This window comes from Phenylobacterium sp. (assembly GCF_030693405.1).
Classification (GTDB): Bacteria; Pseudomonadota; Alphaproteobacteria; order Caulobacterales; family Caulobacteraceae; genus Phenylobacterium.
Genome location: NZ_JAUYAW010000009.1, coordinates 1 through 24,411 on the forward strand (window position 1 = coordinate 1; position 24,411 = coordinate 24,411).

Sequence of the window (24,411 nt, forward strand, 5' to 3'; positions counted from 1 at the left end):
CCATGATCGGCCTGGTGGCGGTGATGCTGCAGGGCTTCACGGTGGACGGTCTGTGGCCGGGCCTGGTGGCCGCCGTCGTCACCGGTCTCACCAGCTGGGTCGGCCACATGCTGATCCGCGACGAGGCCGGACGTTAAGCCCGGCGGCGCGGCCCGGCCGACCAAAGAAATAGGGCGGAGCCGTGAGGCTCCGCCCTTCTCGTCTTGAGAAAGCTTGGGTTCGCTTGGACTTAGAAGTCCATGCCACCCATGCCGCCCATGTCGGGCATGCCGCCGCCGGCGCCGCCGCCGCCCTTTTTCGGGGCTTCAACGATGGCCGCTTCGGTGGTGATCAGCAGGCCGGCGACCGAAGCCGCGTCCTGCAGAGCCGTCCGGACGACCTTGGCCGGGTCGATGACGCCAGCCTGGACCATGTCGACATATTCTTCGGTCTGGGCGTTGAAGCCGAAGGTGGCCGAGCTGTTTTCCAGGACCTTGGAGACGACGATCGAGCCTTCGACGCCGGCGTTTTCGGCGATCTGGCGGATCGGGGCCTGCAGGGCGCGGCGCACGATGGCGACGCCGGCTTCCTGGTCGTCATTGTCGCCCTTGAAGCCGTCCAGGATCTTGGAAGCCTTCAGGAGAGCGACGCCGCCGCCGGGAACGATGCCTTCTTCAACCGCGGCGCGGGTCGCATTGAGCGCGTCGTCGACGCGGTCCTTGCGTTCCTTCACCTCGACCTCGGTGGAGCCGCCGACGCGGATGACCGCAACGCCGCCAGCCAGCTTGGCCAGACGTTCCTGCAGCTTTTCCTTGTCGTAGTCCGAGGTGGTGTCTTCGATCTGGCGCTTGATCTGGCTGATGCGGCCTTCAATGCCTTCCTTCTCACCCGAGCCGTCCACGATGGTGGTGTCGTCCTTGGTGATGGTGACCTTCTTGGCCTTGCCAAGCATGTCGAGGGAGACGTTTTCGAGCTTGATGCCCAGGTCTTCGCTGATCAGCTGGCCGCCGGTCAGGATGGCGATGTCTTCCAGCATGGCCTTGCGGCGATCGCCGAAGCCCGGCGCCTTGACGGCGGCGACGCGCAGACCGCCCCGCAGCTTGTTGACCACCAGGGTGGCCAGGGCCTCGCCTTCGATGTCCTCGGCGATGATCAGCAGGGGACGACCCGACTGGACCACGGCTTCAAGCACCGGCAGCAGGGGCTGCAGGGTCGACAGCTTCTTTTCGTAGAGCAGGATCAGAGGCTCTTCGAGATCGGCCTCCATCTTGTCGGCGTTGGTGATGAAGTAGGGCGACAGGTAGCCGCGATCGAACTGCATGCCTTCGACGACGTCGAGTTCAGTCTCGGCGGTCTTGGCTTCTTCGACGGTGATGACGCCTTCGTTGCCGACCTTGTCCATGGCGCGGGCGATCATCTCGCCGACTTCGGTGTCGCCATTGGCCGAGATGGTGCCGACCTGGGCGATCTCGGAATTGGCCGAGACCTTCTTGGAGGTCGCCTTGATCTCTTCGATGACCTTGGCGACGGCCTTGTCGATGCCGCGCTTCAGGTCCATCGGGTTCATGCCGGCGGCCACCGACTTCAGGCCTTCGACCACGATGGCCTGGGCCAGAACGGTCGCGGTCGTCGTGCCGTCGCCGGCCTTGTCGTTGGTCTTCGACGCGACTTCGCGGATCAGCTGGGCGCCGAGGTTCTCGAAGCGGTCAGCCAGTTCGATTTCCTTGGCCACCGACACGCCGTCCTTGGTCGAGCGCGGGGCGCCGAAGGACTTTTCGATGACCACGTTGCGGCCCTTGGGGCCCAGGGTCACCTTCACGGCGTTGGCGAGGGTGTTGACGCCGCGGAGCATGCGGTCGCGGGCGTCAGCGGAGAAATAGACGTCTTTCGCAGCCATTTCTTCTTCTTTCCTTGGAGGCGAAGGGCAGCGTCGGGATCATCCCGGATCGCGCGCCTTGGCCGTATGTCTTCACCCGCCTTGCGGCGGGCCGGGTCGGCGAGGGGCCGGGGTCTTAGTCGAGGACGCCCAGGACGTCGCTTTCCTTCATGATCAGCAGGTCTTCACCTTCGAGCTTGATCTCGGTGCCCGACCACTTGCCGAACAGGATGCGATCGCCGGTCTTGACGTCCAGGGGCTGGACCTTGCCGCTTTCATCGCGGGCGCCGGGGCCGACGGCGATGATTTCGCCTTCCTGCGGCTTTTCCTTCACGGTGTCGGGAATGATGATCCCGCCCTTGGTCTTCTGTTCTTCCTCGACACGCCGCACGAGGACGCGGTCTCCCAAAGGACGAAACGCCATTTTGGTCTTGCTCCATTCGGAACTATTGGAATTGCGATGAGGCCAGCTCACGCGGTCGGCGCATATTAGCAGCCGCCGACCCCGAGTGCTAACGCGGCCTGGAATTAGGAAGGACGGCCTGCGGAGTCAAGCTTCGCCGGAGCGATTGACGCTTAAGTCGGACTGGGGCGGCCGCCAGGAATTCTGTCGGAAGCTTAACTGGATAGGCGCCATGGCCGTGCCTATCTGTGACCTATGGTCAAGCTCTTCAAAGTCCTTCCCGCCCTGATGGCCCTGGCTGGCGTGCTCAGCCTGTTCGCCCTCACGCGGCCGGCCACCTTCTGAGGCGCCTTGCGCGGACTCTCCACCCCGGCGCTTGACCTGCAGGCCGCCGGCGTCCTCCACTGCGCCGATCATGGGGAAATCAACCGCCACCGCGGGGCCGGCCCGGGGGCGCAGGCCCAAGGGCCAGGGCCCTGATCTGCGCGAAGCCATACTGAACGCCGCCGAGGAGCTGTTCTCCCGGCACGGCTTCTATGGCGTCACCGTGCGCCAGGTGGCGACCGAGGCCGGCGTCGACACCGCCCTGATCCACTACTATTTCGGCGCCAAGCGCGAGCTGTTCGATGCGGTCTTCGCCCGCCGGGCCGAGATCCTCAACCGTGAGCGGCTGGAGGCCATGGCCGCCTATCAGGCGGCTCATCCCCACGATCTGAAGGTCGAAGGGGTGATCGAAGCCTTCATAGGCCCGCTGTTGGACCGCTCCATGACCCAGGATCCGGGCTGGAAGAACTATTTCCGCCTGGTGGCCCTGGTGAACAACACCCCGGCCTGGGGCGGCGAGACCATGCACCGCTTCTTCGATCCCGTGGTGCACAGGCTGATCGACACCCTGAAGGCCGCCCTGCCCGAGGCCGAGATCGACGACCTCTACTGGTGCTACCAGTTCCTCACCGGGGCGATGATGCTGGCCCTGTCGGAGACCGGGCGCATCGATCAGCTGTCCGATGGCCTGTGCCGCTCGTCGGACCTGCAGGCGGTGCGCGAGCGCCTGTTCGCCTACTGCGCTGCGGGCCTTGAGACCGTGGTCCGACGCCGCGCCTGACCCGCTGCGAACGGGGGTGTTGCGGAAATTCACCAACTCGCCAAAAAATCGGCGGGCCGGCCCAATTGAGCCCTGGCGTAATGGCCACGGTTAAAGGCACACTCGCGCTAATTCACCAGCTGGTGAGTTTATGCGACGTCGCACCTCACAAAGCGGCGCGTTGGGGAGGATAAAATGAAGTCCATCTTGAAGGCTGCGCTCCTGGCGAGCGCGGCGATGGCGGCCATTCCAGGCGCCGCCGCCGCCCAGGCCCCCGCACAGGGGGTCTCCGTGGTCGAGGAATTGGTGGTCACCGCCCGCCGGCGCGAGGAAACCGTCAAGGACGTTCCCGTCGCCGTCACCGCCGTCACCGGCGAGCGCCTTGAGGCCACCGGCGCGGCCGACATCACCACCCTGCAGCAATCGACCCCCAATCTCACCGTTCAGGTGGCCCGGGGCTCAAACTCCACCCTGATCTCCTTCATCCGCGGGGTCGGCCAGCAGGATCCCCTGTGGGGCTTTGAGCCGGGGGTCGGGCTCTATGTGGACGACGTCTACATCGCCCGTCCGCAGGGCGCGGTACTGGACATCTTCGACATTGAGCGGATGGAGGTCCTGCGCGGACCCCAGGGCACGCTCTATGGCCGCAACACCATCGGCGGGGCGATCAAGTATGTGACCGCCAAGATCGACGGCGAGCCGGAGATGCGGTTCAAGGGCCAGCTCGGCTCCTACAACCAGCGCGACTTCATCGGCTCGGCCAAGGGCATGGTCAGCGACAGCCTCGGCGTCGGCCTGACCTGGGCCAGCTTCGACCGGGACGGTTATGGGACCAACCTGACCACCGGCGCCGAGCACTATAACAAGGACGTGGCCGCGGCCCGGGCCACGGTGGAGTTTTCACCCACCCCGGACCTCTTCTTCCGCCTGGCCGGCGACATCGTCACCGACCGGTCCAATCCCCGCCACGGTCACCGCGAAGTGGCTGCTTTCAACGCCCTGAACCAGCCGATCCCTGGCGGCGAGGTCCTGCCCAACGTCTATGACACCCGGGCCGGCGCCGGCGACAAGAACCGGGTGGAGAGCCGCGGCGTCTCGCTGCTGGGCGAATGGTCGGCCAGCGACTCCCTGACCTTCAAGTCGATCTCGGCCTATCGCGCCGGCGAGACCGCGGGCGAGATCGATTTCGACACCCTGCCGGCCCCCTTCCTGGACATCCCGGCCCGCTACAGCGACCACCAGTTTACCCAGGAACTGCAGCTGCTCTATTCGGGCGACCGGATGCAGGCGGTGGGCGGTCTGTTCTATCTGAACGCCACAGCGGCCGGCGCCTTCGACACCGTGCTGAGCCAGGCGGCGCTGACCATCGCCACGGCCGGCCATGTGGACACCGAAAGCTGGTCGGCCTTCGCCGATGTGAGCTTCGACCTGACCGAGGCGCTGACCCTGTCGGTGGGCGGCCGCTACACCCGGGACGAAAAGACCGGCGTGGTCTATCGCCAGAACTTTACGGGCATCCGTTCGCCCCTGTTCGGCAATCCCCTGGCCACGCCGGGCCTGGTGCGGTCGAACTTCACCAGCACCGACAGCTACGAGAAGTTCACCCCCCGGGTCAGCGTCAGCTACGACTTTGGCTCTGAGCTGACCGGCTACGCCTCCTATAGCCAGGGCTTCAAGTCCGGTGGCTTCGACATGCGCGCCGACGCCATCCTCACGCCCACCTCCCGGGACGGCTATGCGCCCGAGACGGTGGACTCCTACGAGGCGGGTCTGAAGGGCTACTTCTTCGACCGGCGCCTGAGCCTGAACACGGCGGTCTTCTACGCCCAGTATCAGGACCAGCAGGTCACCCTGCAGACCCCGGTGGGCGCCTCCATCGCCAGCCAGGTGCTCAATGTCGGCGAATCTCACATGTCGGGCGCCGAGGTGGAGGGCGTCGCCTATCTGACTCCGGACCTCAGCGCCAACTTCGCCCTGGGCTATATCAAGGCGGAGTTTGACGAATACCGCGCCCTGAACCCGCTGACGGGCCGGGTGGAGGACTTCGCCAACAGCCGGGTGTTCCAGAACACTCCGGAATGGACCGGCGCCTTCAGCCTGACCTACCAGCGCGACCTGGGCGACAAGGGCAAGATCAGCTTCATCCCGTCGGCCTCCTACCGCTCGTCCTTCTCCATGTTCGAGATCCCGTCGAGGCTCGATCAGGGCGCCTACTGGCTCTATGACGCCAGCCTGGTGTGGACTTCGGAAAGCGAGCGCTACCGGGTGGGCCTGCACGGCAAGAACCTCGGCGACGAGGCCTACCGGATCGGGGGCTACAACTTCCCCGGCGGCCTCTTCGCCAACTCCATCACCGCCTATTACGGGCCGCCGCAGACGGTGACCCTCTCCCTCGAAGCCAAGTTCTAGTAGAGCTTAGCGGCCCGGCTCCTTTTGGGGGCCGGGCCTTCGTCTGTTTTGCGGAGCTCTGATGGACACCTCCCCCGACGCCGCCGCCCGTCCCCCCTTCGGGATCCGGCCGAGCCGCTATCCGGTCACCGTCCTTGGCGTGCTGATCGTCGCCTATACGTTCAACTTCCTCGACCGCCAGATCCTCGGAATCCTGGCCGGGCCGATCAAGGCCGAACTCGGCCTCACCGACAGCCAGCTCGGCCTGATGGGCGGGCTGGCCTTCGCCCTCTTCTATACGGGCCTGGGCATTCCGGTGGCCTGGCTCGCCGACCGCTGGAGCCGCACCTGGATCATGACCGGGGCGCTGGCCCTGTGGAGTGGGTTCACCGCCCTGTGCGGCTTCGCCACCGGCTTCTGGACCCTGTTCCTCGCCCGGATGGGTGTGGGGATCGGCGAGGCCGGCGGCGTGGCCCCGGCCTATTCCCTGATCGCCGACTACTTCCCCAAGTCCCAGCGGGCCCGGGCGCTCGCGGCCTATTCCTTCGGCATCCCCATCGGCTCGGCCCTTGGCATCCTGTTCGGCGGCCTGATCGCCCATGCCATCGACTGGCGGGCGGCCTTCATCATCGTCGGCCTGGCCGGGATCGCCTTCGCCCCGATCTTCCGCCTGATCGTCAAGGAGCCCCGGCGCGGCGCCCAGGACGAACCGGCGGCCGCCCCTGTTCCGCCGCTCGCCGAACAGGCCCCGGCCGCCCCACCCCCCGGCGCGGTGGCGCTGCTGCTGCGCAAGCCCAGCTTCTGGCTGATCTCGCTTGGGGCGGCGGCCTCGTCGGTGTGCGGCTACGGGGTGGCCTTCTGGCTGCCCTCCTTCTTCGAGCGCAGCCTGGGCATGAGCCTGGTGGACCGTTCCATCTTCCTGGGGATCATCACCCTGGTGGGCGGGGTGATCGGCGTCTGGGCCGGTGGCTGGCTGGGCGACCGGCTCGGTCCCAAGCGCCCGGCCGCCTATCTGCTGGTGCCGGCGGCCGCCTTCCTGATCGCGTTGCCGTGCTTCTTCATGGCCATCCAGTCCCAGTCCCTGGCCCTGGCCTTCGTGCTGTTCATCATCCCCCAGGGGTTGAACCTGGCCTGGCTGGGACCGGTGATCACTGCGGTCCAGCATCTGGTGCCAGTGGCGCAGCGGTCGGTGGCCTCGGCCTGCTTCCTGTTCGTCAACAACCTGATCGGGCTGGGTTTGGGCACCTGGTATTTCGGCGCGGTGTCCGACGCCCTGACCCCGAGGTTTGGTGAGGAATCCCTGCGCTACGCCATCTATTCGGGCTTGGCCTTCTATCTGGTGGCCTCGGCCCTGTTCGTCATCGGCGCCCGGCGGCTGAAGCACGACTGGGTGGCCTGAGCCCCCAGTCGTTTCTCCCGCGTGCGAGCCAGGTCTCAGCGTGAGCCCACGGGCACGCGCTGGGCGTCCTGCTCGGCCGCAAGCTTCGCCTGCAGGTCGCCATACTTGGCCAATTCCATCTTCGCGATGGTCCGGTTGTGAACCTCGTCAGGGCCGTCGGCCAGCCGCAGGGTGCGCTGGCCGGCATAGGCCTTGGCCAGGCCGAAATCGCTGGTGACGCCTGCGCCGCCGTGCGCCTGGATGGCGTCGTCGATGACCTTGAGCGCCATGGTCGGGGCCTGGACCTTGATCATGGCGATCTCCAGCCGGGCGACCTTGTTGCCGGCCTTGTCCATCATGTCGGCGGCCTTCAGGCAGAGCAGGCGGGTCATCTCGATATCGATGCGGGCCCGGGCGATGCGTTCTTCCCAGACCGAGTGCTCGGAGATCGCCTTGCCGAAGGCGGTGCGGCTCTTGAGCCTGCGGCACATCTTCTCGAGGGCGACCTCGGCCGCCCCGATGGTGCGCATGCAATGGTGGATCCGCCCCGGCCCCAGGCGCGCCTGGCTGATCTCGAAGCCGCGGCCTTCCCCCAGCAGCAGGGCCTCATGCACGGGCACCCGGACATTCTCCAGCACCGCTTCGGCATGGCCATGGGGGGCGTCGTCATAGCCGAACACCGGCAGCATCCGCACGATCTTCACGCCCGGCGCGTCCATGGGCACCAGGACCTGGCTCTGCTGCTGGTGGCGCGGCGCTTCCAGGTCGGTCTTGCCCATGACCACGGCCACCTTGCAGCGGGGATCGCCCATGCCAGAGGACCACCACTTGCGGCCGTTGATCACATAATGGTCCCCATCGCGGACGATACGGGTCTCGATATTGGTGGCGTCCGAGGAGGCCACCTGGGGCTCGGTCATCAGGAAGGCCGAACGGATCTCGCCGTTCATCAGGGGGCGCAGCCAACGCTCCTTCTGGGCGAGGGTCCCATAGCGGTTGAGGATTTCCATATTGCCGGTGTCCGGCGCCGAGCAGTTGAACACCTCTGAGGCGAACTCGACCCGTCCCGTGATCTCGGCGATGGGGGCGTATTCCAGATTTGTCAGCTGCTCGCCCTCGAAGACGAAGCTGTCGTCCACATGGGCGACGCCGGAGGACGGCGGCATGAACATGTTCCAGAGCCCGGCGGCCCTGGCCTTGGCCTTCAGCTCTTCGATCACCGGCAGGACCTTCCACCGCTCCCCTTGCGCCTGCTGGGCCTCATAGAGCGGGACCGCCGGGATCACATGCTCGGCCATGAAGGCCTCGACCCGGGCGATCAGAGCCTTCTGCCGTGCCGAATATTCGAAATCCATGGGCCGCGCCTTCCGTTCAAACAAATGTTTGAACGCCTTTTAGGCCCCCCAGACGAACAGGCGTTTGATTTTCAGCAATTCTGCGCCAATGGTGGGGAAGAGATCGATCCGGGCGCGTCCTGGCCCCCTGCGGCCGGCCCCCGGCGCCCCGCTTCAACGCCCATGTCCCCGGGAGGACCACGATGAACATCGCCGCCGAAAAAGCCCAATCCAGCTTCGCGCTGAACCCGCAGGACGCGCTGAACGACCTTCGCATCTCCGATAAGGCGGTGCCCCTGTTGAACCATGTGAAGCGGTTCATCGAAGAGGTGGTCCAGCCCATGTCGGTGGAGTTTCATCGTCTGGGCGAGGGCAAGACCGACATCTGGTCCTATGCGCCGGGCCAGCTGGAAGTCCTCGAAGCCGCCAAGGACAAGGCGAAGGCCGAGGGCCTGTGGAACTTCTTCCTGCCCAACGCCGAGACCGGCGAGGGCCTGTCCAACCTCGACTACGCCTATATCGCCGTCGAGCTCGGCAAGAATCCGATGGCCTCGGAAACCATGAACTGCGCCGCGCCTGACACCGGCAACATGGAAGTCCTCGAGCGCGTCGGCACGCCTGAGCAGAAGGAAAAGTGGCTGAAGCCGCTGCTGGAAGGCAAGATCCGCTCGGCCTTCGCCATGACCGAGCCGGACATGGCCTCGTCCGACGCCAAGAACATCCGCATGCGCGCCACCCTGGTAGGCGACGAGTACGTGATCAACGGCGAGAAGCACTACATCTCCGGCGCCGGCGACCCGCGCTGCAAGGTGATGATCACCATGGTGCAGACCAGCCCCGAGGGCCCGCCCCACCTGCGCCAGTCGCAGATCCTGGTCCCCATGGACACCCCCGGGGTGAAGGTGGTCGGGCCGATGAACGTGTTTGGCGATCCTGACGCGCCGCACGGCCACATGCACATCGTGTTCGACAACGTCCGCGTGCCGGCCTCGAACATGCTGCTGGGCGAAGGCCGCGGCTTCGAGATCAGCCAGCTGCGCCTGGGCCCCGGCCGGATTCACCACTGCATGCGCGCCATCGGTCAGGCCGAGAAGGCGCTCGACCTGATGGTCACTCGCGGCCTGACCCGCGAGGCCTTCGGCAAGCCGATCATCCAGCTGGGCGGCAATGTGGAAATCGTCAGCCGCGCCCGCATCGAGATCGAGGCCATGCGTCTGATGGTGCTCAAGGCCGCCAAGGCCATGGACGTGCTGGACCGCCAGGAAGCCCGCATCTGGATTCACATGGTCAAGGCCATGGTCCCTGAGCGGGTCTGCCAGATCATCGACCAGGCGATCCAGATGTACGGCGCCACCGGCGTCTCGCAGAAGACGCCGCTCGCGCGGATGTACACCTCCACCCGCACCCTGCGCCTGGCCGATGGCCCCGATGAGGTCCACCACATGGTGGTCGGCCGCAACGAGCTGCGCCAATACCGCGAAATGCCCCAGGATCCGTCCACGGCGGCGGTGTTCCGGAACTAGGCTCGCGAGGCCTAAACTGGACGTTAGACCCCAAGGCCCCGGCGTCACCGCCGGGGCCTTTCGGCTTTCTGGCGGTCAAGCTTCTGCGGGTGTATGCGGTTGGCCATGAGCCTGCCGATCCGATTCCGCCGCCTGACCGCCGCTGAAGCCCGGGCCCATGCGGACGCGCTGGGCGAGCTGCTGGCGGTCTGCGTGGCCGGCGGCGCCTCGGTGTCGTTTCTGGCGGGCCTTGAGCCTGATCGCGCCAGCCAGTGGTGGGCCGGGCAACTCGGCGCCGACGACGGTCGCGCCATCATCGTCGGCGAGGACGAGACCGGCCTCTGCGGCGTGGTCCAGGTGATCCCGGCCGGCCCAGAGAACCAGCCCCATCGCGGCGACGTGGCCAAGATGCTGGTCCATCCCCGGGCCCGCCGCCAGGGCGTGGGCGCAGGTCTCCTGCGCGAGGCCGAGGCGGCCGCCCGGGACATGGGCCTGACGCTCCTGGTGCTCGACACCGTCACCGGCGGTGACGCCGAACGCCTCTACGCCCGCGGCGATTGGGTCCGCGTCGGCGTCATCCCGCAATTCGCCCTTTCCACAGACGGTCGGCCCGAGGCCACCACCGTCTTTTACAAGGCGCTCGCCCAATGAGGCTTGCAGCGCCAGCTCCGTCCCGCGCGCGACGCGCTGCGGACCGTTTCCCGGCGGCGGCCTGTGCCCGCCGTTCGGGGCCGGCCGCTCAACTGGAGGCTACCCCTCGTGACCCTACCTATTGCGATCTTCATTCTGGCGTCCGCCTTTGCGACGGCCGCCCTGTCGGGCGTCTTCGGTATGGCTGGCGGCCTGGTGCTGATGGGCGCCCTGGCGCTCGTCCTGCCGGTCTCAGCGGCCTTCGTCACCCACGGCATTCTGCAGCTGGTCGCCAATGGCTGGCGGGCCATCCTGCATAGGCGCCACGTCCGCTGGGACATTGTCGGCTGGTATGCGCTGGCCTCCCTGATCGCCGGGGTGCTGGTGTCCCTGGCGGCCTTCACGCCGTCCAAGCCCTTCCTGTTCCTGATGCTGGGCCTCGTCCCCTGGCTGACCTGGCTGCCGCAGGGCTGGCTGAAGCTGGACGCCGCCCGGCCGCCCCAGGCGTTTGCTTCGGGCTTCCTGGTCACGGGCCTGAACCTGATGGCGGGCGTCGCCGGCCCCCTGCTGGACATCTTCTTCGTCCGCACCGAGCTCACCCGCCACGCCATCGTGGCGACCAAGGCCGCCACTCAGGTCTTCGCCCACCTGGCCAAGATCCTCGTCTATGGGACGCCTCTGCTGCTCGCAGGCGGGTCCGGACGCGCCGCCGACATGCCGCCGCTCTGGCTGTTCGCCCTGGCCATTCCGCTGTCCATGGCCGGCACCTGGTGCGGCGGCCTGATCCTGGAGAAGATGAGCGACGTCAACTTCAAGCGCTGGACCCGCTGGATCGTCACCGCGGTCGGCATCCTCTACCTGATTCAGGCCGCCCAGCTCCTGGCGGCCGGCGCTTGAGCGGGCTGAGCATCGGCCTGGTCCTGGCCGCGGTCTTCGCCGCTTCGGCCATATCAGGCCTGCTGGGCATGGCCGGCGGCTCACTGCTGATGGCTGTGCTGACCCTGATCCTGCCGGTGAGCGCGGCGCTGGCCCTGCACGGGGCGGCGCAGCTGGCGTCCAACCTCGCCAGGGCCGGGTTCAACGCCCGGCACGTGCGCTACCGCACCGTGGGATGGTTCGGCCTCGGCGCCGTCGCCAGCATGGCGCTGCTCTCCTTCGTCGCCTTCCAGCCCTCCAAGGCCGCGGTGTTCATCGGCATGGGGCTTCTGCCCATCCTGGTCTGGGTCCCGCCGCGCCTCATCCCCCTGGACGCCGCGCGGCCCACCCACGCCGTGGCCGGGGGCTTTCTGGCCACCGTCATGGCGCTCGCCGTCGGCGTGTCAGGTCCCTTGAGCGAGCTCTTCCTGGTCCGCAGCTCGCTCAACCGCCACGAGGTGATCGGCACTAAGGCCGCCTTCCAGGTCTTCGCCCATCTGGCGAAGCTGATCTTCTATGGCGGCGCATTGTTCGCAATCGACACTGACGGGGAGGGCCTCGGCCTTGCGCTAGTGGCTGGCGCAGTCGTCGCCGCCGTGCTCGGGGCCGCCCTGGGACGACGGTTCCTGGACGCCATCTCCGAGGACCACTTCCGCCGCTGGCGTCGCTGGATCTTCACCGCCCTAGGCGCTGGCTTCCTCATCCAGGGCCTGCGCCTTCTGGCCGGGGGCTGAAGACAAAAAAAGAGCCGCGTCCATGAAGGGCGCGGCTCGAAAGGTATAGGGAGGAAACGCCCAAAAGGGCCAGGCTGAGATAATCCCCCCATGGCCAAAGGCAAGGGGGTCGGTGAAAGATTCTTCGCGTCGTTGCGTCACAGGGGGTGAAATGCATCTGGAAGCCCGGAATTCGCACAACCAGCATGTTCGGCTGGAGCCGTTGGCCGAACGCCATCGCGCGGAATTGCAGGCCGCCTGCGCCGCCGACCTTGCGGTGTGGCGCGACCTCTATCCCCACTCCATGGCGCCGGAGCATTTCGACGCTGGCTGGGACCGGATGGCGGCCCAGGCCGCTGACGGCAGCTGGATTCCCTTCGCCGTGCTGGTAGGTGACCTCTGCGTCGGCATGACCAGCTATATCGGCCCCGACAGCGTCAACGCCTCCGTCGAGATCGGCGGCACCTACTACCACCCCGACCACCGGGGCGGGGCGGTGAACCCGGCCGCCAAGCGGCTGATGCTGGACTACGCCTTCGAGGCCGGGGCCCGCCGGGTGCAGTTGAACGTCGACGCCATCAACCACCGTTCCCGCGCCGCGGTCCTGAAGCTGGGCGCCGTGCAGGAGGGCATCCTGCGCCAGCATCGCGTCGTCTGGACCGGCCGCATCCGCGACACGGTGGTCTTCTCCATCCTGGCCGAGGAGTGGCCGGCCGTCCGGGCGCAGCTGGATGCGCGGTTGGCGGGATACTGATCCCACCTCAACCCCCGTCAACCTCGGACTTGATCCGAGGGCTCATGCACACTGGAGCGAGCCGGTGTTCATGGATGGTCGGGTCAAGCCCGACCATGACGGCTTGGATGTGGGGGCGCGCGCCGCCGCCGCCTTCGTCCTTCGAGGCCCTGCGGGCGCCTCAGGGTGAGGGCGGACTGACAGGTTTCAGCCTGAACCCACCTCCCTCATCCTGAGGTGCGAGCGTGAGCGAGCCTCGAAGGACGCAAGGTCTCGCCGCGCCGCCCTTAGGCGCTGGCGGCGGTGCGCTCGGCCGCTGCGGGGAAGAACACCTCTTCGGCGTGTTTGGCCACGTCCTGGGCGGTGTAGGGCTTGCCCGGGTTGAAGCCGTCGGTCTGGACCATCTTGATCTCGCGCACCCCGCGGGAGGAGACGCCCAGCACCTTGCCGGAATGGTCGGCGGCGAGATCCGAGACCATGTAGAGCACGCCCGGCGCGATGTTCTCCGGCAGGCTCATGGGATCGGGCTCCTTGCCCTGGCGGCCGGGCAGGTCGGACGTCATGCGGGTAAACGCGCCCGGCGCCAGCCCCATGACGCGGATGCCGTACTTGCGGCCCTCGATGGAGAGCACGCGCATCAGGCCATAGATGCCCGCCTTGGCCGCCCCATAATTGGCCTGGCCGAAATTGCCATAGAGGCCCGAGGTGGACGAGGTCAGCACCATCACGCCGGGATGGTTGTTGTCCTTCATCCATTTCCACACCGGCCAGGCGCAGCAATAGGTGCCTTTCAGGTGGACCTTGACCACCAGGTCCCAGTCAGCCTCAGACGTGTTGGCGAAGGTCTTGTCGCGCAGGATGCCAGCGTTGCAGACCAGGATGTCGATCTTGCCGTAAGCGTCGAGCGCAGTCTTGAGGATGTTTTCGCCCCCTTCGACTGTGGAGACATCGTCCCCATTGGCAACGGCCTCGCCGCCGGCCTCCTTGATCTCGTCGACCACCTTCTGGGCGGCGCTGCGGTCGGCGCCCGACCCGTCGCGGGTCCCGCCCAGGTCATTGACCACCACCTTGGCGCCTTCCTTGGCGAACAGCTTGGCGTAGGCCTCGCCCAGGCCGCCGCCGGCCCCGGTCACAATGGCCACTTTTCCGTCGAGCAATCCCATGGTCGTCTCCCTAAAATGTTCGAATTCTTATGGGAGCCATCATCCGACCGGGCAGGGGGCCTTGGCAAGGTGGGCGGCGCCTAAGCCGTCTCGGGCGCTCCTGGCGCAGGCTTGCCCCGCCGGGCGCGGAAGAAGCTGCGGAGCAGGTCGGCGCTTTCCGCCGCCAGGATCCCCCCGGTGACTTCAGGCCGCCAGTGGCAGGTGGGCTGCTCGAAGTATTTCGGGCCATGGACGACCGCCCCGCCCTTGGGGTCGTCGGCGCCGAACACCAGGCGGCCGATCCGGGCATGGCTGATGGCGCCGGCGCACATGGCGCAAGGCTCCAGCGTCACCACCAGGGTCAGGCCGGTCAGCCGGTAATTGCCCAGCTTGCGGGCGGCCTCGCGCAGGGCGACGATCTCGGCATGGGCGGTGGGATCATGGGTCCCGATAGGGCCATTGGCGCCGACGGCGATCACCTCGCCGGTGGCCGGATCGACCACACAGGCGCCCACAGGGGTTTCCCCGCGTGCGGCGGCGTCTTGCGCGGCGCGCAGGGCGATGCGCATGGTGCGTTGATCATGGTCCACGAACGGCAACGAACTCCCCGCCCCCCCTCCGGTCAAGCCCCAGACGCCCACGACCCCACCGCGCCCGACGGGGCCGAGGGCGGCGGCGAACGCGTGGCCAAAGCCCTGGCCCGCGCCGGCGTCGCGTCGCGCCGGGAAGTCGAGCGCCTGATCGAGGCCGGCCGCGTAGCGCTGAACGGCCAAGTCCTGACCACGCCCGCGGTCAAGGTCGAGGCGAACGACATCCTCACCGTAGACGGCGAGGTCGTGGACGACCGCGAGCCGGCCCGCCTGTTCCGCTATCACAAGCCAGCGGGCCTGGTGACCACCCATTCCGATCCGGCCGGCCGCTCCACCGTGTTCGAGACCCTGCCCGAGGGCCTGCCCCGCCTGATTTCCGTCGGCCGGCTGGACCTGAACACCGAAGGCCTGCTGCTGCTCACCAATGACGGGGCGCTGGCCCGGGCCCTGGAGCTGCCGTCCACCGGCCTGCAGCGCCGCTATCGCGCCCGGGCGCACGGCCGCATCACCCAGGATAAGCTGGACGGGCTGAAGGATGGGGTGACCGTCGAAGGCGTCCGCTACGGTCCCATCGAGGCCCGCATCGACAAGGCCCGGGAAGGCGCCAAGGGCGCCAATGTCTGGATCAGCCTGACCCTGACCGAAGGCAAGAACCGGGAGGTCCGGCGGGTGCTGGAGTCCCTGGGGCTGCAGGTGAACCGGCTGATCCGCCTCTCCTACGGGCCGCTGGCCCTGGGTGTGCTGGAGGCCGGCGAAATCGAGGAGGTCGGTCCCCGGGTGCTGCGTGAGCAGTTCGCGGGCTTCATCTCGCCTGAGGACATGCCCAAGGGCGACCGGCCGGCCTATTCGCCGCCCAAGCGCAACCGCGCCGCCGGCGCCGCCCGACGCGCCGCCGCCGAGGTGGAGCGGGTCGAGGCTAAGCCGGTGGAAAAGAAGGCCTACAAGCCCGGCTGGGCCAAGGCCAAGATCACCGTGCGGCCCAAGGGCGCCCCCAAGGCCAAGCCTGCGCCCAAGGTCAGCGGCCGGGACGCCGCCCTGGCCGAGGGCCGGGTGATGATCAACAAGGCCCGTGTCCAGGCCGCCCGGGCGACCGCGGCCAGCGCCGAACGGGCTGACCGGACCGCCCGCCCCGACCGCTCACGCCCTGAACGTCCCGCCGCTGATCGCCCCAGGGACGCGCGTCCCGAACGGGCTCAAGCCGACCGCCCCAAGGGCGCGCGTCCGGCCCCCGAACGGGCGGGCGAGGGTCGCCGCCGGCCGGACCGGGCGAAGCCGGCTGCGGCCAGATCCGAGGGACTCAGACCGGACGGGGCCAAGTCTGAGCGGCCGCGCGCCTCATCGCCGCGTCCCCAGGGCGGCAAGGGCGAGCGCCCGTCCTCCGACCGGCCCCGGGCGGCGGGATCGGACGCCCCGCGGCCAAGGCCCGCCCCTGGCAAGGCTCAGCCGGGCGGCAAGTCGTCGTCCGAGCGCAAGCCCCACGCCGGCGGCAAGGGTGAGCGTCCGGCCGGTCCGCCCCGCGGCGGTCCGCGCCCTGGCGGTCCCTCCCGCGGGCCGGGCGGCCCCCGTGGACCCAAGTCCCGGGGCTAGGCTGTGCGGATTGTTTCGGGAGAGTTCCGCGGCAAGAGCCTGGTCGCGCCGCAGGGGGTGAACACGCGCCCCACTTCTGATCGCGCCCGCCAGGCGATCTTCAACATCCTCGAGCACGCCCCCTGGTCCGAGGGCCTGCGGGATCTCCGGGTCATCGACCTGTTCGCCGGTTCAGGGGCGCTGGGCTTCGAGGCCCTGTCTCGCGGGGCGAAGTTCTGTCTGTTCGTGGAGACCGACGAGGACGCCCGCGGCGCCATCCGGGAAAATGTGGACGCCATGGGCCTGTTCGGTCGCACGCGGGTCCACCGCCGCGACGCCACCCAGCTGGGGGTCCGCCCGGGAGCGGACGGGCCAGCCTTCGACCTGGCCTTCCTGGACCCGCCCTATGGCAAGGGCCTGGGCGAGGCCTGCCTGCCGTCCCTGGCGGAGGGGGGCTGGCTGGCGCCAGACGCGGTGATCGTCTGGGAGCGGGGGGCGAGCGAGCCGCCGCCTGCGCTCACAGGCTTCCAGGAGCTGGACGCCCGCGACTACGGCGCCGCGCGCGTCCATTTCCTGAAATACTCACCAGAGGCGTGAGGTTGTCCGGTTGTCCTGCCGGCTGCGCAGGTTCACCAGGCCCTCCCGGGTGATCCGGTAGGGCCCGCCATTGCGACTGGCGATGAAGCCCCGCCGGCGCAGGGCCTTGAAGACGGTCAGGTCGCAATCGGTCAGGCGCCAGCCCTCTCCGGTGATGCAGTCGACGTCGATGATATGGCCGCGGTCGTCGCGGACAGGGCGAAGAATGGCCCCCTGGGCGAGGGCGTGCAGCGTCCTTTGCTGCGGTTTGGGAATGTTCAAGGAAGGTCGTCCGGTGGTCAGGCATAGCCATGCCGTCCGCGCGCCGACGCGACGCAGACTGCGGGATTCGCGCCTGAAACCCGGCCGGACGTTCAACACGTCCGCCCCGATGACTCAAGCTCGGCGGCTCATCACAACGGGAGACATAAAACCCTCTTCCAGAGACCTGGAGGCTAGCAGACTCAGCGCCGGCCGAACAACCGCTCGATGTCGGCGAGCTTGAGCTCCACATAGGTGGGGCGGCCATGGTTGCACTGGCCCGAATGGGGGGTGGCCTCCATCTGGCGGAGCAGGGCGTTCATCTCCTGGGCCGTCAGCCGTCGGCCGGCCCGGACTGAGCCGTGGCAGGCCATGGTGGAGCAGACCTCCGCCAGACGTTCCTTCAGCGCCAGGGCCTGGTCGGTCTCGGCCAGGTCGTCGGCGATATCGCGCACCAGGCCTGCCGCATCCGTCGTCCCCAGCAGGGCCGGCGTCTCGCGGACCAGCACCGCGCCCGCGCCAAAGGGCTCGATGATGAGGCCGAGCGCCGCCAGCTCCTCGGCCCGGGCCACGACCCGTTCGGCCTCGGCCGGGTCCAGCTCGACCACCTCGGGGATCAGCAGGGCCTGACGGGCGACGGCGCCGACCGCCATCTCAGCCTTCATCTTTTCATAGACCAGCCGCTCATGGGCCGCGTGCTGGTCGACGATGACCACGCCGTCGCGGGTCTGGGCGACAATATAGGTCTCGTGCACCTGGGCCCGGGCCGCGCCCAGGGGATAGTCCACCATGTCCGGCGCCGGGGCGGGGGCCAGGTGGCCCTCGGCGAAGCCAGACGCGCCCGGGGATGGCGGCTGGTAGGCCGGCTCGTGGCGGGCGGAGGTTTCGCTGAGGCCCGGGATCGCCTGGGCGAGGGCCGGACCCCAGCCGCCGCCGCTCCAGCTGGAAAAGCCCTGGGCCGAGGGTCCAGGGCGATAGGCGGGCGCGGGCGTCATGCCAGGCCGCAGGCCTTGCAGCGCGTCGGCGGCCACGGTGGTCGAGGCCCGGTGTCCGGCGCCGGCCAGGGCGTGGCGCAGGCCGCCGACGATCAGACCGCGCACCAGCGCCGGGTCGCGGAAGCGCACCTCGGCCTTGGCCGGATGGACGTTCACATCCACCAGGGCTGGATCGAGCTCCAGGAACAGAGCCGTCAGCGGATGGCGGTCGCGGGCCAGGAAGTCGGCATAGGCGCCGCGCAGGGCGCCCTGCAGCAGGCGGTCGCGGACCGGCCGGCCATTGACGAACAGGTACTGGTGGGCGGCGTTGCCGCGGTTCAGGGTCGGCAGACCGGCATAGCCCGACAGGCGCACGCCCTCGCGGACATGATCGATCAGCAGGGCGTTGTCGGAAAACTCCCGCCCCATGATGGCCGAGAGGCGGGCCAGCCGGCCCACATCGCCCTCCGGCTCGGCGGGCAGGCGCAGAACCTTTCGCCCGTCGATCTCCAGGCTGAAGCTGACGGCTTCATGGGCCATGGCCTGGCGCTTGATCTCCTCGGCGATGGCCATGGCCTCGGCCCGCTCGGACTTCATGAACTTCAGACGGGCCGGTGTGGCGTAGAACAGGTCGCGCACCTCCACCCGCGCCCCGTGGGGGCCGGGGAAGGCGGCCGGCGACACCTGGCCCATCGCCCCGCCGTCGACCCGCAGGGCGTGGGCGTCAGAGGCGCCGCGCGCGCGGCTGGTGATGGAGAGCCTGGCCACCGAGCCGATGGACGGCAGGGCCTCGCCCCGGAAGCCCAGGGTGGCGATACGCAGCAGGTCATAGTCGCCGGCGTCGTCGGGCAGGAGCTTGGAGGTGGCGTGGCGCTCGACCGCCAGCAGCAGTTCGTCCGGCGAAAGGCCAAAGCCGTCATCGGCCACCAGGATGCGGGACAGGCCGCCGCCGTCCACCTGCACCTCGATCTGTCGCGCCCCGGCGTCCAGGGCGTTCTCGACCAACTCCTTGATGGCGCTGGCCGGCCGCTCGACCACCTCGCCGGCGGCGATGCGGTTGACGGTTTCGGGGGGAAGGCGATGGATGCGCATGTTCGAGCCTGGGTCCAAAAGGCGTTATAGGACGATTCAGGCTGCGGGGGCGGCTCTTGAGGAAAGACATAATGCGCCTGACTGCGCTCCTCTGCGGACTGCTGCTTCTGGCCACCCCCGTTGGCGCGGTGGCTCAGGCGCCGCCCGGCCTGCTCGAAGACCCCGACGCGGTCCTGGTGGAGGAGCTGGTGGTCACCGCGCGCGAGATCGGCCCCGCTTGGTGGCGGGTCTCGGACGGGGACTCCACCGTCTATGTGATGGGGGTGCCCTCGGTGATCCCGAAGGGCTCCGGTTGGGACCCGAGCGTGCTGGAGCGGCGTCTGGAGGGGGCCAATCTGGTCATCCTGCCGTTCAACAACGCCAGCGTGAACCTGCTGACGGCGCCGGGCGCGGTGGTCAGCCTGGTGCGCCTGCGGTCCTCCGCCCCTTTTGAGGAGACCCTGGAGGGCGCCTTGAAGGCGCGCTTCGTCGCCGCCCGCACCCGTGCCGGGCAAGAGGCCGACCGCTACAAGACGCGCAACGGCATGGCTGCAGCCCTGCTGCTGGTCAGCGACTATCGAGACGCCGCCCGGCTGACGGCGGCCGATCCGGCCAAGACCATCGGACGGATGGCGGCGTCGCGGGGGATCCGTGTGGAGGCCAAGACCTATGACGCCGCCCCCCTGCTGGCCGCCGTGGTGCGCACGCCGGCGGCGGCTCAGCGGGCCTGCGTTGTGGAAGCCCTGGCGGCTGTAGAGGCGGGCCCGGCTTCAGCCGAGGCTGCGGCCCGGGCCTGGGCCTGGGGCCGCGTGCGCGAGGCCCTGGGGGGCGAGCGGAGCTATGAGCGGTGCATCGCGGCGGCGCCTGGGGCTGCGGACCTGGACGCCCGGCTAAAGGCCGACCAGACCGCCGCCATCGTGGCCGCCCTCAGGCGGCCAGGGCACAGCATAGCGGTGGTGCAGCTGCGCCCCCTGCTGGCGCAGGGGGGTGTGCTCGATCGCCTGGGCGCGCTGGGCTACGAGATTCGCACGCCAGCCGAGGACTGACGCCTGCGCTTAGAGGCCCGGCAGCTTGATGCGGCTGCCGGCGTCGCGGCGGATCACGACATTGCCGCCGCCGGTGATGGCGTTGATCCGGGCCTGCTCAGCCTCGGCGTCCACGGGGCCGGACAGGTCGGGACCGCCGGCTTGAGCCGGGGCGGCGCTTCCCCGCCAGAACATCACCCGGTCGGCGAAGCCCTTGTCCTTGTGGGCGATGTCGCCGAACTCGTCGTCGACCACATAGCGGATCAGCGGGTCGGCGCCGGCGAGGCCGGCCTTGGCCACCAGGGCCTGTTCACCCTGGCTGCGGTTGAGGCCTTCGCGCTCGCCCACCAGGGCCGCCCGGGCCGCGCTTTCGGGGCGCAGCTCCTGGGGTTGCGGCTCGCCAGGCGCCGGCGGACGCAGGGAATAGTCAGGGGGCACCACCAGCGGGGCCTTGGTGACGACCCGGAATTCGTCAGGGGTCACCTTGGTCATGCCAAGGGCCTGGCGGGTGGAGCTGCAGCCGGCCAGACCGACGGCCGCAACCAGGGCGCCGGCGAGGATCACGCGGTTGAGGGTCATGACGAAACGCTCCCAAAGGCCGCCCCCGGCCGGAAAGTCCATTGCATTAGCGCAAACACAGGCCCGGCGCCAACGCCCTTAGGTCTTGGCGTCGCGGCGAAAGCCATCGAGCAGTAGCAGGACCACCCCCACAGAGATGGCCGCATCGGCGATATTGAACACCCACGGGAAGTAGAGCCTGGAGACATCGATGAAGTCGACGACGGCGCCGAACCGCGCCCGGTCGATGGCGTTGCCGACGGCGCCGCCCATCACCAGGCCGAGCGCCAGGGCCATCAGGGTGCGGTCGCCCCGCTGCGCCCAGATCGCCAGGGCGATGGCCACCAGGACGGAAAAGGCCACCAGCAGCCAGCGGCCCAGGTCCTGGTCGGCCCGCAACAGGCCAAAACTGACCCCCTGGTTCCAGACCATGGTCAGGTAGAAGGGGCCGACCACCTGCTCGCTCACCCGGGTAGGAAGGTCATAGACGAACAGGATCCAGTGCTTGGACAGCTGGTCCAGCACGATGACCGCCAGCGCCAGTCCATAGGCGGTCCAGCCGTGACGATTGATCAGGGGCGAGGCGGTCATGTCCGGGGCGCCTCAGGCTGCGCCATGGGCGGCGTCCCAGGCCGCCACGGCCTCGGCGTCGCGCAGGGACAGGTCGGGATAGCGGGGATCATCCCCCACCTCGAGCAGGATCCGCCAGGAGCGGGCGCATTTGCGGCCCTGCGCCCGCAGGGGCTCCACGGCCACGGCGGGGCTGTCGGCCAGGCGGAAGGCGCCGGCGGGGCCTTCGCCTGCGACCAGGGTCGCCTGGCTGGTGCGGAACACCTCAGCCGCATCCAGACCCTCGAAGGCGGCCAGCAGGGCCGGATCGCTGATATGGACCACCGGCGCGGCCTCAAGGGCGGCGCCCAGACGCTTTTCGCGGCGTTCCACCTCCAGGGCGCCGGTGACCACGGCGGTCACCGCCTGCACCTTGGCCCATCGGGCGGCCTCTTCCGGGCAGGCCCAGGCCGAAGGGGTCTCCGGGAAGACCCGCAGGGCGTTGGAGCCGGCCTCAGGGAAGCGGAGCGTCCAGGCCTCTTCGGTCGTGAAGGGCATGAGCGGGGCCAGCCAGACGGTCAGGCGCTCGAAGGCCAGATCCATGACTGTGCGGGCGGCCCGGCGGCGGAGCGCCGTGGCCTGGTCGCAATAGAGCGCGTCGCGGCGCACGTCGAAGAACAGGGCCGAAAGGTCCTCCTGACAGAAGGCGATCAGCGGCCGGATCACGTCCTGGAAGGCGTAGCCGGCATAGGCGTCGCGGACCTCGGTATCCAGCGCCTGCAGCCGGTGCAGGATGTAGCGCTCCAGCGGCGGCATGTCTTCCAGCGCCACGGCCTCGCCCGCGTCGTAGCCGGCGAGCGCCCCCAGCAGATAACGCAGGGTGTTGCGCAGCTTGCGATAGGCGTCGGCGGTGGTGGCCAGGATCGTCTTGCCGATCCGCTGGTCGTCGGAATAGTCGACCATGGCCGCCCAAAGGCGGATGATCTCGGCCCCGGACTCCTTGATCACCTGGTTGGGATCGACGGTGTTGCCCTTGGACTTGGACATCTTCTCGCCGTTCTCATCCATGGTGAAGCCATGGGTGAGGACGCCGTTGTAGGGGGCGCGGCCGCGGGTGCCGGAGCTTTCCAGCAGCGAAGACTGGAACCAGCCGCGGTGCTGGTCTGACCCTTCCAGATAGAGATCGGCGGGCCAGCGGGTGTCCTCCCGGCCTTCCAGGGTGAAGGCGTGGGTGGAGCCGGAGTCGAACCAGACATCGAGGATGTCCTCGACCTTCTCGTAGCGATCCGGATCATGGGCGCCCAGGAAGTCGGTGACCGGACGGGTGAACCAGGCGTCGGCGCCTTCGGCGGCGATGGCCGCGATGATGCGGGCGTTGACCTCTTCGTCGTGCAGGGGCTGGTTCGTCTCCTTGTCGACGAACATGGCCAGCGGCGCGCCCCAGGCCCGCTGACGGCTGATCAGCCAGTCCGGCCGGCTTTCCACCATGGTGCGGATGCGGTTGCGTCCGGCCTCGGGATAGAAGGCGGTGGCCTCGATGGCCTCGAGCGCCGTCTCGCGCAGGGTCCGGCCCCCGTGATGCGGGGTGTCCAGGGGCTCGTCCATGCGGATGAACCACTGGGGCGTATTGCGGAAGATCACCGGCGCTTTGGAGCGCCAGGAGTGCGGATAGGAATGCTCCAGCCGGCCGCGGGCCAGCAGGCCGCCGGCTTCGATGAGTTTTTCGATCACCGCCGGATTGGCCGCACCGAACTTGCCGGCCTTCTTGCCCTCGGTCTCCAGGACCTTCAGCCCGCCGAACAGGGGCACATGGGGATAGTAGGCGCCGTCGGCGTCCACCGTCTCGGGGATCTCCCGATGGCCGTGGGACATCCAGACCACATAGTCGTCGGCGCCATGGCCCGGCGCGGTGTGGACAAAGCCCGTGCCGGCCTCTTCGGTCACATGATCGCCGGCCAGCAGGGGGACGGAGAAGCCATAATGGCTGTCCAGCGCCGCCAGCGGGTGGGCGCAGACCATGCCCTGGCAGTCGATGGTCTCGATCCTGCGCCACTTGCCGATCTTGGCGGCCTTGAAGACCTCCTCGGCCAGCTTGTCGGCGACGATCAGCTTGTCGCCCGGCTTTGCCCAGGGCTCAAACTCCAGCCCCTCTTCCAGGGCCTCCACCTGATAGGCGCCATAGGCGATGGACTCGTTATAGGCGATCGCTCGGTTGGCCGGGATGGTCCACGGCGTGGTGGTCCAGATCACGACGCTGGCCCCGCGGGCGGCGTCGGAGCCTTGCGTCACCGGGAACTTCACCCAGATCGTGGGGGAGACGTGGTCGTGATACTCCACCTCGGCGTCGGCCAGAGCCGTGCGCTCCACCGGGCTCCACATCACGGGCTTTGAGCCGCGATAGAGCTGGTTCGAGGCCACGAACTTGTGGAACTCCGCGACGATGGCCGCCTCGCTGCCATAGTCCATGGTGGCGTAGCGGTTCTCCCAGTCGGCCAGGACGCCCAGGCGCTTGAAGCCGTCCCGCTGGACGTCGATCCACTGGCCGGCATAGGCGCGGCACTTCTCACGGAACTCGGCCTTGGAGACCTCGTCCTTGCGGCGGCCCTTGCTGCGCAGCTCCTCCTCGATCTTCCACTCGATGGGCAGGCCGTGGCAGTCCCAGCCGGGCACGAAGTCCACGTCGTAGCCCATGGCGAAGCGCGAACGGACCACGAAGTCCTTCAGGGTCTTCTGCAGGGCGTGGCCGATATGGATGGCGCCATTGGCGTAGGGCGGGCCGTCGTGCAGCACAAACAGCGGCGCGCCTTGCGCCTGCCGCGCCTTGCGGGCGGCATGGTACAGGCCGATCTCGTCCCACTTGGCCAGGATCTGGGGTTCCTTTTGCGGCAGGCCTGCGCGCATGGGGAAGTCGGTCTGGGGCAGGAAGACGGTCTCGCGATAGTCGCGTCCCGCAGTTTCGGGGGAAGCGGTGCGCTTTTCAGCGTCGTCGGCCATGGGATTTTTCATCCAAGTCGGAGGCGGAGGAGGGCGGACAGGTCCCGGCGCGCGCTGGATCATAGGCTCCGGCGGCGTCACGCCGGGCGTGTAATTCGCAAGGATTTGCGGCCCCTCGTCATGGGGCGGTCCTAGCAGACCGTCGCGCAGCGAGCGAGCCCTTTAGGCGC

Annotated in this window: 21 protein-coding genes; 11 read left to right on the forward strand and 10 right to left on the reverse strand. The window is 68.5% G+C overall.

Annotated elements, in window-relative coordinates; genetic code table 11:
• Window positions 1-229: 229 nt before the first annotated feature.
• Entirely contained in the window at window positions 230-1,876 is a 1,647-nt protein-coding gene (groL, locus tag Q8N19_RS00980; protein WP_305587781.1) for a chaperonin GroEL, read from the reverse strand.
• A 115-nt stretch (window positions 1,877-1,991) separates the two neighbouring features.
• A complete protein-coding gene (gene groES / locus Q8N19_RS00985; protein ID WP_293321778.1) occupies window positions 1,992-2,279 on the reverse strand; it encodes a co-chaperone GroES in 288 nt (95 codons plus the stop codon).
• Between the two features lie 394 nt (window positions 2,280-2,673).
• Between groES and Q8N19_RS00990 the strand changes: the two genes are divergently transcribed.
• From Q8N19_RS00990 to Q8N19_RS01000, 3 genes are all read left to right on the forward strand, one after another.
• Window positions 2,674-3,363: a TetR/AcrR family transcriptional regulator gene (locus tag Q8N19_RS00990; protein WP_305587782.1), complete on the forward strand. Its 690-nt coding sequence runs from the start codon at window positions 2,674-2,676 to the stop codon at window positions 3,361-3,363.
• 174 nt (window positions 3,364-3,537) lie between these two features.
• A complete protein-coding gene (locus Q8N19_RS00995; protein ID WP_305587783.1) occupies window positions 3,538-5,751 on the forward strand; it encodes a TonB-dependent receptor in 2,214 nt (737 codons plus the stop codon).
• A 61-nt stretch (window positions 5,752-5,812) separates the two neighbouring features.
• Window positions 5,813-7,129, forward strand: a complete 1,317-nt coding sequence (locus tag Q8N19_RS01000; RefSeq protein ID WP_305587784.1) for an MFS transporter — start codon at window positions 5,813-5,815, stop codon at window positions 7,127-7,129.
• A gap of 35 nt (window positions 7,130-7,164) precedes the next feature.
• Here Q8N19_RS01000 and Q8N19_RS01005 read toward each other — a convergent pair whose 3' ends face one another.
• A complete protein-coding gene (locus Q8N19_RS01005; RefSeq protein WP_305587785.1) occupies window positions 7,165-8,463 on the reverse strand; it encodes an acyl-CoA dehydrogenase family protein in 1,299 nt (432 codons plus the stop codon).
• Between the two features lie 182 nt (window positions 8,464-8,645).
• Between Q8N19_RS01005 and Q8N19_RS01010 the strand changes: the two genes are divergently transcribed.
• From Q8N19_RS01010 to Q8N19_RS01030, 5 genes are all read left to right on the forward strand, one after another.
• Entirely contained in the window at window positions 8,646-9,965 is a 1,320-nt protein-coding gene (locus tag Q8N19_RS01010) for an acyl-CoA dehydrogenase family protein (RefSeq protein ID WP_305587786.1), read from the forward strand.
• Between the two features lie 105 nt (window positions 9,966-10,070).
• Window positions 10,071-10,595 (forward strand): GNAT family N-acetyltransferase, encoded by a 525-nt coding sequence (locus Q8N19_RS01015; RefSeq protein WP_305587787.1) that lies wholly within the window; start codon window positions 10,071-10,073, stop codon window positions 10,593-10,595.
• Between the two features lie 108 nt (window positions 10,596-10,703).
• The gene (locus tag Q8N19_RS01020; protein WP_305587788.1) at window positions 10,704-11,471 is read left to right on the forward strand and encodes a sulfite exporter TauE/SafE family protein; all 768 of its coding nucleotides are present in this window, start codon (window positions 10,704-10,706) and stop codon (window positions 11,469-11,471) included.
• On the forward strand, window positions 11,468-12,223 hold the full coding sequence (locus Q8N19_RS01025) for a sulfite exporter TauE/SafE family protein (protein ID WP_305587789.1): 756 nt from the start codon (window positions 11,468-11,470) through the stop codon (window positions 12,221-12,223). Before Q8N19_RS01020 ends, Q8N19_RS01025 begins: the two co-directional genes overlap by 4 nt.
• Before the next feature lie 151 nt (window positions 12,224-12,374).
• A complete protein-coding gene (locus Q8N19_RS01030) occupies window positions 12,375-12,956 on the forward strand; it encodes a GNAT family N-acetyltransferase (RefSeq protein ID WP_305587790.1) in 582 nt (193 codons plus the stop codon).
• Window positions 12,957-13,222: 266 nt separating this feature from the next.
• Here the strand turns inward: Q8N19_RS01030 and Q8N19_RS01035 are convergent, their stop codons facing one another.
• Window positions 13,223-14,098: an SDR family NAD(P)-dependent oxidoreductase gene (locus Q8N19_RS01035; protein WP_305587791.1), complete on the reverse strand. Its 876-nt coding sequence runs from the start codon at window positions 14,096-14,098 to the stop codon at window positions 13,223-13,225.
• Window positions 14,099-14,178: 80 nt separating this feature from the next.
• Entirely contained in the window at window positions 14,179-14,667 is a 489-nt protein-coding gene (tadA, locus tag Q8N19_RS01040; RefSeq protein ID WP_305587792.1) for a tRNA adenosine(34) deaminase TadA, read from the reverse strand.
• A 93-nt stretch (window positions 14,668-14,760) separates the two neighbouring features.
• Here tadA and Q8N19_RS01045 point away from each other — a divergent pair, with 93 nt between their 5' ends.
• Together Q8N19_RS01045 and rsmD are read left to right on the forward strand one after the other, a co-directional pair.
• Window positions 14,761-16,254, forward strand: a complete 1,494-nt coding sequence (locus Q8N19_RS01045; RefSeq protein WP_305587793.1) for a pseudouridine synthase — start codon at window positions 14,761-14,763, stop codon at window positions 16,252-16,254.
• Window positions 16,255-16,257: 3 nt separating this feature from the next.
• On the forward strand, window positions 16,258-16,830 hold the full coding sequence (gene rsmD / locus Q8N19_RS01050) for a 16S rRNA (guanine(966)-N(2))-methyltransferase RsmD (protein ID WP_305587794.1): 573 nt from the start codon (window positions 16,258-16,260) through the stop codon (window positions 16,828-16,830).
• Here rsmD and Q8N19_RS01055 read toward each other — a convergent pair.
• The gene (locus Q8N19_RS01055; protein WP_305587795.1) at window positions 16,816-17,091 is read right to left on the reverse strand and encodes a YjhX family toxin; all 276 of its coding nucleotides are present in this window, start codon (window positions 17,089-17,091) and stop codon (window positions 16,816-16,818) included. The genes rsmD and Q8N19_RS01055 overlap by 15 nt on opposite strands.
• Window positions 17,092-17,273: 182 nt before the next feature.
• Window positions 17,274-19,136 (reverse strand): DNA mismatch repair endonuclease MutL, encoded by a 1,863-nt coding sequence (gene mutL, locus Q8N19_RS01060; RefSeq protein ID WP_305587796.1) that lies wholly within the window; start codon window positions 19,134-19,136, stop codon window positions 17,274-17,276.
• Window positions 19,137-19,207: 71 nt separating this feature from the next.
• Here mutL and Q8N19_RS01065 point away from each other — a divergent pair, with 71 nt between their 5' ends.
• Window positions 19,208-20,161, forward strand: coding sequence for a TraB/GumN family protein (locus Q8N19_RS01065; RefSeq protein ID WP_305587797.1), 954 nt, complete (start codon window positions 19,208-19,210; stop codon window positions 20,159-20,161).
• A 9-nt stretch (window positions 20,162-20,170) separates the two neighbouring features.
• On the opposite strand, the gene Q8N19_RS01070 is transcribed toward Q8N19_RS01065, so the two are convergent.
• The 3 genes from Q8N19_RS01070 to ileS form a co-directional block, all read right to left on the reverse strand.
• Complete coding sequence (locus tag Q8N19_RS01070; protein WP_305587798.1) at window positions 20,171-20,719, reverse strand: DUF3035 domain-containing protein; 549 nt, start codon at window positions 20,717-20,719, stop codon at window positions 20,171-20,173.
• 78 nt (window positions 20,720-20,797) lie between these two features.
• Window positions 20,798-21,289 (reverse strand): signal peptidase II, encoded by a 492-nt coding sequence (lspA, locus tag Q8N19_RS01075; RefSeq protein WP_305587799.1) that lies wholly within the window; start codon window positions 21,287-21,289, stop codon window positions 20,798-20,800.
• A 12-nt stretch (window positions 21,290-21,301) separates the two neighbouring features.
• Window positions 21,302-24,241 carry an isoleucine--tRNA ligase gene (gene ileS, locus Q8N19_RS01080; protein ID WP_305587800.1) on the reverse strand — a complete coding sequence of 980 codons (2,940 nt, stop codon included), beginning with the start codon at window positions 24,239-24,241 and terminating at the stop codon, window positions 21,302-21,304.
• Window positions 24,242-24,411: the final 170 nt, after the last annotated feature.